Origin of the sequence: Streptomyces sp. NPDC059003, from assembly GCF_042740445.1 — a bacterium.
GTDB lineage: Bacteria > Actinomycetota > Actinomycetes > Streptomycetales > Streptomycetaceae > Streptomyces.
The window spans coordinates 265,244-272,555 of the sequence record NZ_JBHYJH010000002.1 but is presented as its reverse complement, the minus strand read 5'-3'; the positions used below and the strand labels follow the sequence as shown (position 1 = coordinate 272,555).

Here is a 7,312-nt window from a genome sequence, read left to right as displayed (position 1 = left end):
CCCTTTTTGTCTGTCCGGTGTGCCTGTCCGGCGGCACGATCTGTTCCGGTTTTCTTGTGCGCGGGGACGAATCGCCGGGCCGTGGGCGGACGCGACACTCGCTGGGTTCCGGTTCGGAGTCCGAGGGAGGGCGTCGGTGGAGTCCGCTGTGCTGGCCGGGTCCGCAGTACCGGGTGTGCTGGGAAGGGTCGTCGGGAGCCCCTGGCTGTCGTTCGTGGCGCGGCGGCTCGGGCGGTTCGCGGTGTCGCTCTGGGTGGTGGTGACGGCCGCGTTCGTGATGATCCATCTGACCCCCGGCGACCCGGTGCGGTCCGCGCTCGGCATGTCGGCGCCGGTGGAGACGGTGAACGCGCGGCGGCACGCGCTGGGGCTCGACGACGGTCTCCTCACGCAGTACGTGCGCTATCTGCGGTCGGTGTGCGGCGGCGACCTCGGCACCTCGATGCTGAGCAACCTGCCGGTGTCGCAGCAGATCGGCGACCGGCTGCCCGCGACGGCACAGCTGGCGCTCGCCGCGTTCGCCGTCGCCATGGTGGTGGCGGTCCCGGTCGGCGTGGCCATGGCCGTCCTGACCCGGGGCGGGCGGCGCAGGGGCGGGGAGCTCGCGTTCACCTCGACCAGCGTGCTGCTCGCGGCGATACCCGAGTTCCTCCTCGCCGTGGGGTTGGTGTCGGTGTTCTCCGTGCACCTGGGGTGGTTCCCCGTGGCCGGGCGCGCGGGCGCGAGCTCGTACGTCCTTCCCGTCCTGGCGCTCGCCGTCGGGCCCGCCGCGGTCCTCGCGCGGATCGTACGGATCGAGATGCTGGCCGTCCTCGGCCACGACTTCATCCGCACGGCCCGCGCCAAACGGCTGCCCGCACGGAAGATCTACCTGCGGCACGCGCTGCCCAACGCGCTCACCGCGACCCTGACCATGGGCGGCCTCGTCCTCACGGGCCTGGTCGCCGGGACCGTCCTCGTCGAGAACGTCTTCGCCTGGCCGGGACTCGGCTCGACCGTCGTGCAGTCGATCCAGCAGAAGGACTACCCCATGGTGCAGGGCGTCGTCCTCGTGTACGGCATCGGCGTACTGACCGTGAATCTGCTCGTCGACGTGCTGCTCGCGGTGCTCGATCCGCGCTCGGCGATCCGGGAGGCCTGAGCGATGCGGAAGAGATCCCAGGACACGGGCTTCCGGGCCGCCGTGCGCACGCCGGTCGGAGCCTGCTCCGCCGTGCTCCTCGCGGTGCTCGCCGCGCTCGCCCTGTGCGCGCCCGCGCTGTGGGGCGACCCGGCGTCCGCGGTGGACACGGACGCCCTCCAACAGGGCCCCACCGGGGAGCACGTGCTCGGCACGGACACGCTGGGCCGGGACATCCTCGCCCGGGTCCTCGTCGCGACCCGGCTCTCCCTCGGGCTCGCCGTCGCGGCCACGGTCATCGGGGTGGCGGCGGGCGCGGTCCTGGGGGCCGCGCCGTCCGTGCTGCCCCGCTGGGCCGGGCGGCTCGTGACCGCGGCCGTGAACATCGCCGTGGCCTTCCCCGGCCTGCTGCTCGCCCTGTTCTTCGCCATGATCTTCGGCGTCGGGACCAGGGGAGCGGTGCTCGCCGTCGGGCTCGCCATGGCGCCCGCGTTCGCCCGGCTCACCCAGACCCTCGCGGCGGCGGTCGCGGGGCGGGACTTCGTGGCGGCGGCGCGGGTGGCCGGGGTGGGACGGGTGCGTCTGCTCGTACGGCACGTCCTGCCCAACATCGGTGAGCCGCTGGTCGTCAACGCCACCATCAGCGCGGGCATGGCGCTGCTCGCCTTCGCGGGCCTCTCGTTCCTCGGCATCGGCGTGCAGGCCCCCGACTACGACTGGGGGCGGCTGCTGGGGGAGGGGCTCAACCAGATCTACCTCAACCCCACGGCGGCCCTCGCGCCGGGCGTGGCCGTGGTCGTCGCCGGGCTCGCCTTCAACCTGTTCGGGGAGACGGTGGCGGGGGTGGTGGGAGCGCGCACCGTGACCCGGTCAACGGTCACGGGCGGGTCGGTGGGCGCGGTCGTGGGCGGGGCGCCTGCCGGGGACGGAGGCGGGAATGCGGACGGTCGGCCTCGCGCCGGTCAGCGCGGGCCGGGTGCTGCTCGACGGCACCGACGTACGGCGCCGGTCCGGGCGGCCGCGCCCGTTGCAGATGGTGTTCCAGGACCCGTACTCCTCGCTGGATCCGCGCATGAGCATCGGGGCCTCGATCGGCGAGGCGATGCCACGGAGCCGGGGTCTTGCCCTGACGGGAGCGCACCGCGCGAGGGAGCGCCGGGCCGAGGTGGCGCGGCTCCTCGAACTGGTCCACCTCGACCCCGACCGCGCCGGGATGCGGCCCGCCCAGCTCTCCGGCGGCCAGCGGCAGCGCGTCGCCCTAGCCCGCGCCCTCGCGGGACGGCCCCGGGTGGTGATCGCCGACGAGATCACCTCCGCGCTCGACGTGTCGGTGCAGGGCGCCGTGCTCAACCTCGTGCGCGACATACGGCGGCGGCTCGGCCTGTCCATGCTGTTCATCTCGCACAACCTCGCCGTGGTGCGCTACCTCAGCGACGTCATCGCCGTCATGCACCGGGGGCGGATCGTCGAGACCGGGCCCGCGGAGCGGGTGCTCACGGATCCCCAGCATCCCTATACATGCGACCTGTTGAGCGCGGCACCGTCGTGGGACACACCCCTGTTCGAGGACGGCACCGCCACGGGAGCCGCCGATCTGAGCGCTCCCGCCCAGCCGAAAGGAACCCGAGAATGACCACCGCACCCGCACCCGCACCCGCACCCGCACCCACCTCCGCCGAAGCGGCCGCCCTGCACCGGCGCAGCGTCGTCGCCGACACCCACAACGACCTGCTCTGCGCGGTGACGTCCCGGCCCGTCGACCGGTGGGCGGCGTTCTTCCGCGAGCAGTGGCTGCCCCAACTCCTCGCGGGCGGAGTCGACGTACAAGTGCTGCCCGTGTTCATCGACGACACCTACCGTCCCGAAGGGGCGCTGCGCCGGACGCTGCGCATGATCGAGGCCGCGCACCGCCTGGCCGAGGGCAACGCCGACGCGGTCCGGCTCTGCGGCGACGGCACCGAGGTGGACGCCGCCCTGGACGACGACAGGATCGCGCTCGTCCTCGCCCTGGAGAGCGCGCCGGGCGTCGGCGAGGACGTCGAACTCCTGGAGACCCTCTACCGGCTCGGCGTGCGCATCGCGTCCCTCGCGCACTTCGGGCGCACGGCGCTCGCCGACGGCAGCGGCGAGGACGCGACCGGCAGCCGCCTGACCCGGGCGGGCGTGGCCGCGCTCACCGAGATGGAGCGCATTGGCATGATGTTCGACATCAGCCACCTCGGTGCCGCCGGCGTCGACCACGTACTGGAGCTGGCGACCCGGCCGGTCATCGCCACCCACTCCTCGGCGCGCGCCCTGCGCGACCACCACCGCAACCTCACCGACGACCAGGTGAAGGCGACCGCCGCGAACGGCGGCGTGGTCTGCGTGAACTTCTTCGCGCCGTTCCTGCACGAGGACGACTTCACCGTCGACCGGCTCGTCGACCACATCGAGCACCTCGCCCACGTCGCGGGCGTCGACCACGTCGGGCTCGGCCCCGACTTCGTCCAGGAGGTCCTGGCCGACGTCACCCCGCCCTGCTGCGCGCACGCCGTCGTCGAGGGCGTCCGCACCGACCGCTACCTGCCCGGACTCGAAGGCCCCGCCGGGCTGCCCCTGGTGACCGACGCGCTGCTGCGGCGCGGCTGGGCCGAGGCCGACATCGCCCGGGTCCTGGGCGGCAACGTACTGCGGCTCTTCCGCCAGGGACTCGGGCGGCCCGCAGCCGAAACCCCCGCGTCCTGAGCGCGCGCCGCCCAGGCCCCCGACCCCCGACTGCCGAGGAGGCAGCGCACGTGACCACACGCCCGCGCATCGACGACCTGTACGACCTGGCCCTGCCGGAGCAGCCGGCGGTCTCCCCGGACGGCCGGCAGATCGTGTACGTGCTGCGCACCGCCGACCGCGACGCGGACCGCGACCTCCGCACCCTCTGGCAGGTCGGTGTCACCGGCGCCCCGACACCCCGCCAACTGACCCGTGGCCACGCGGACACGGCCCCCGCCTGGTCGCCCGACGGCACCCGGATCGCCTTCCTGCGCACGCGGGACGACGGGCCCGCGCAGGTGTGGCTGCTGCCCTTGGCGGGCGGCGAGCCCGAGCAGGTCACGACGCTGCCGCTCGGTGCGGGCGCCCCGGTGTGGAGCCCGGACGGCACCGCGCTCGCGTTCGCCGCGCCGGTCGACGGGGCCGCGTCCCCCGGCGAGGGCGAAAGCGCCCGCGCCCGGCGCGCCACACAGCCGGTGGTCGCGACGCGCCTGGACTACAAGGCGGACGGCCCGGGGCTGCTGCGCACCGTCCGCACCCACCTGCACATACTCCGCGTCGCCGACCGCGAGGTCCGCCAGGTCACCCACGGCGACGGACACGCGGGCACCCCCGCCTGGTCGCCCGACGGCACCCGTCTCGCGTTCCCCGCGGCCCGTGACGCGGACGCCGACCTGACGTTCCGCAGCGCGGTGTACGTCGTCGACGCGGCCCCGCGCCGCGCGGAGCCGGTACGGGTCGGTCCCGCCGAGGGGCAGGCGGCGGCGGTCACGTGGACGGCGGACGGCGGGGCGCTGCTCGTCGTGGGCGCGACCGGGACCGCCACGGGGCATTCCCGGCTGCTGCGGGTGCCGTTGGGCGGCGGCGCGCCCACGGACCTCACCGGGTGCCTGGACCGCAACGTCATGTTCGGCGCCCCCGGCTACCCCGGGGCACCGCCCCGGCTCACCGCCGACGGGCGCCGCGTACTCGTCTGCCTCCGCGACCGCGGCCTGACCCGGCTGTACGTCGCCGACGTCGACGGCGGTGTGCCGCGTCAGGTGGTCGGCGGCGACGCGACACAGGTCAGCGGCGTGTCCGCCGCGGGCGGCACGGTCGCGGTCGTTCTGTCCACGGCCACGTCCTACGCCGAGATCGCCACCGTCGACCCCGTCTCCGGCACCGTCGACGCCCGTACCGCGCACGGTCGGGGCGGCGCCGAGGTGTTCGTGCGTGAGGAGCGGGAGTTCACCGTGTCCGACGGCACGGTGGTGCACGGCTGGCTGCTGCGCGACCCGGGGCGCTCCGGCCCCGCGCCCTTGCTGCTCGACATCCACGGCGGCCCGCACAACGCCTGGAACGGCGCCGCCGACCCCGCCCACCTCTACCACCAGGTGCTCGCCGCACGCGGCTGGACGGTCCTGTTGCTCAACCCGCGCGGCAGCGACGGCTACGGCGAGGAGTTCTTCACCGCCGCGCTCGGCGCGTGGGGGCTCGCCGACTCCGGTGACCTGACCGAACCCGTCGACCATCTCGTCACCGAGGGCGTCGCGGACCCGCGGCGGCTCGCGGTCGCCGGGTACAGCTACGGCGGGTACATGACCTGCTATCTGACGAGCCGCGACGACACGGCACAGGGCCCCCGCTTCGCCGCCGCCGTCGCGGGCGGCGTCGTCAGCGACCTGACCAGCGTGGCCGGGACCTCCGACTGCGGGCACGCCCTCGGCCGGATCGAGCTGGGCGACACCCACTGGGCGGCCCGCGAGAGCTACGCGCGGCAGTCGCCGCTGACCCGGGTCGACCAGGTGCGCACGCCGACCCTCATCCTGCAGGGCGGCGACGACCAGCGCTGCCCCGTCGGGCAGGCCGAACAGTGGTTCAGCGCGCTGCGCGCCCGCGGCGTCCCCAGCGAACTGGTCCTGTACCCGGGCGGCGCGCACCTGTTCCCGCTCGACGGACGGCCCTCCCACCGCGCCGACTTCAACCAGCGCGTCGTGGACTGGGTGGAGCGGTACGCCGGTGCGCCCGGGCGCCCCCGCAAGGTCCCCCTGGACACCGCCCACTGGCAGCGGCGCCTCGCCGACCTGGCCACGGCGCACCGGGTGCCGGGCGCGGCCCTGGGCATCCTGCGCCTCGGCCACGGTGACGCCGGAGACATCGGTGCTGCCGGAGACGCCGGAGACACCGGAGACGAGATACTCCAGGCCCACCACGGCGTCCTCAACACCGCCACCGGCGTCGACGTCACCGACGACGCGGTCTTCCAGATCGGCTCGATCACCAAGGTGTGGACGGCGACCGTCGTCATGCAGCTCGTCGACGAGGGCAAGCTGGACCTGGACGCCCCCGTCGTCGACGTCCTGCCCGAACTGCGCCTGACCGACCCCGGCGTGGCCCGGCAGGTGACGATGCGGCACCTGCTCACCCACACCAGCGGCATCGACGGCGACATCTTCACCGACACCGGCCGCGGCGACGACTGCCTGGAGCGCTATGTCGCGCTGCTGCACGGCGCACGGCAGAGCCACCCCGTCGGCGCGACCCTCTCCTACTGCAACTCCGGCTTCGTCCTGGCCGGCCGGGTCATCGAGAAGCTGACGGGGCTCACCTGGGACGAGGCGCTGCGCGAGCGGCTGTTCACGCCGCTCGGCCTGACCCGCGCGATCACGCTCCCCGAGGAGGCGCTGCTGTGGCGTGCCGCGGTCGGGCACCTCGCCGAGGGCGACGCCGAGCCCGCGCCCGCCCCGGTGTGGGTGCTGCCCCGCTCGGCAGGGCCCGCCGGGCTCGTCGGCGCGGCCACCGCGGACGTGCTCGCCTTCGCCCGGCTGCACCTGACCGGCGGCCTTGGCCCCGACGGCACCCGCGTCCTGAGCGAGCACAGCGCCGCACGGATGACCGCCCACCAGGCCGACGTACCGGACCGGCACACTCTGGGCGACTCGTGGGGGCTCGGCTGGATCCGCTTCGGCTGGGACGGGCAGCGCCTGTACGGGCACGACGGCAACACCATCGGCCAGTCCGCGTACCTGCGCGTCCTGCCGGACCAGGGCCTCGCGGTCACGCTGCTCACCAACGGCGGCAACGCCCACGACCTGTACCAGGACCTGTTCCGGGAGATCTTCGCCGACCTCGCGGGCGTCACCATGCCGCGGCCGCTCGCCCCCGCCCCGCGGCCGCCCGCGGTCGACGCCGAGCGGTACACCGGCGTCTACGAACGGGCGAGCGTGCGCGTCGAAGTCCTCGCGACGGACGCCGGGTTGACCCTGCGCCAGACCGTCAGCGGCACCCTCGCCGCGTACGAGTCCACACCCACCCAGGAGTTCCCGCTCGTCCCCGTGGGCGACGCGCAGTTCGTGTTCCGCCGGCCCGGCACGCAGACGTGGGTCCCGGTCACCTTCTACACGCTGCCCACCGGTGAGCCCTACGTCCACTACGGCGCCCGCGCCACCCCGAAGGTCGCCTGAC

4 protein-coding genes and 1 pseudogene are annotated in these 7,312 nt (G+C 74.6%); all 5 read left to right on the top strand.

Annotation, left to right across the window (positions count from 1 at the left end; translation table 11 throughout):
* The first annotated feature begins 136 nt into the window (after nt 1–136).
* The 5 genes and pseudogenes from ACFWZ5_RS02290 (at nt 137) to ACFWZ5_RS02270 (ending at nt 7,311) form a co-directional block, all read left to right on the top strand.
* Nucleotides 137–1,141 (top strand): ABC transporter permease, encoded by a 1,005-nt coding sequence (locus tag ACFWZ5_RS02290; protein ID WP_384797160.1) that lies wholly within the window; start codon nt 137–139, stop codon nt 1,139–1,141.
* Between the two features lie 3 nt (nt 1,142–1,144).
* Nucleotides 1,145–1,906, top strand: a pseudogene (locus tag ACFWZ5_RS02285) (ABC transporter permease); the annotation flags it as partial.
* A 151-nt stretch (nt 1,907–2,057) separates the two neighbouring features.
* Nucleotides 2,058–2,753: an ABC transporter ATP-binding protein gene (locus ACFWZ5_RS02280; protein ID WP_384797190.1), complete on the top strand. Its 696-nt coding sequence runs from the start codon at nt 2,058–2,060 to the stop codon at nt 2,751–2,753.
* Entirely contained in the window at nt 2,750–3,847 is a 1,098-nt protein-coding gene (locus tag ACFWZ5_RS02275) for a dipeptidase (RefSeq protein ID WP_384797193.1), read from the top strand. Before ACFWZ5_RS02280 ends, ACFWZ5_RS02275 begins: the two co-directional genes overlap by 4 nt.
* Before the next feature lie 50 nt (nt 3,848–3,897).
* Nucleotides 3,898–7,311 (top strand): serine hydrolase, encoded by a 3,414-nt coding sequence (locus ACFWZ5_RS02270; protein WP_384797164.1) that lies wholly within the window; start codon nt 3,898–3,900, stop codon nt 7,309–7,311.
* Nucleotide 7,312 lies beyond the last annotated feature (1 nt).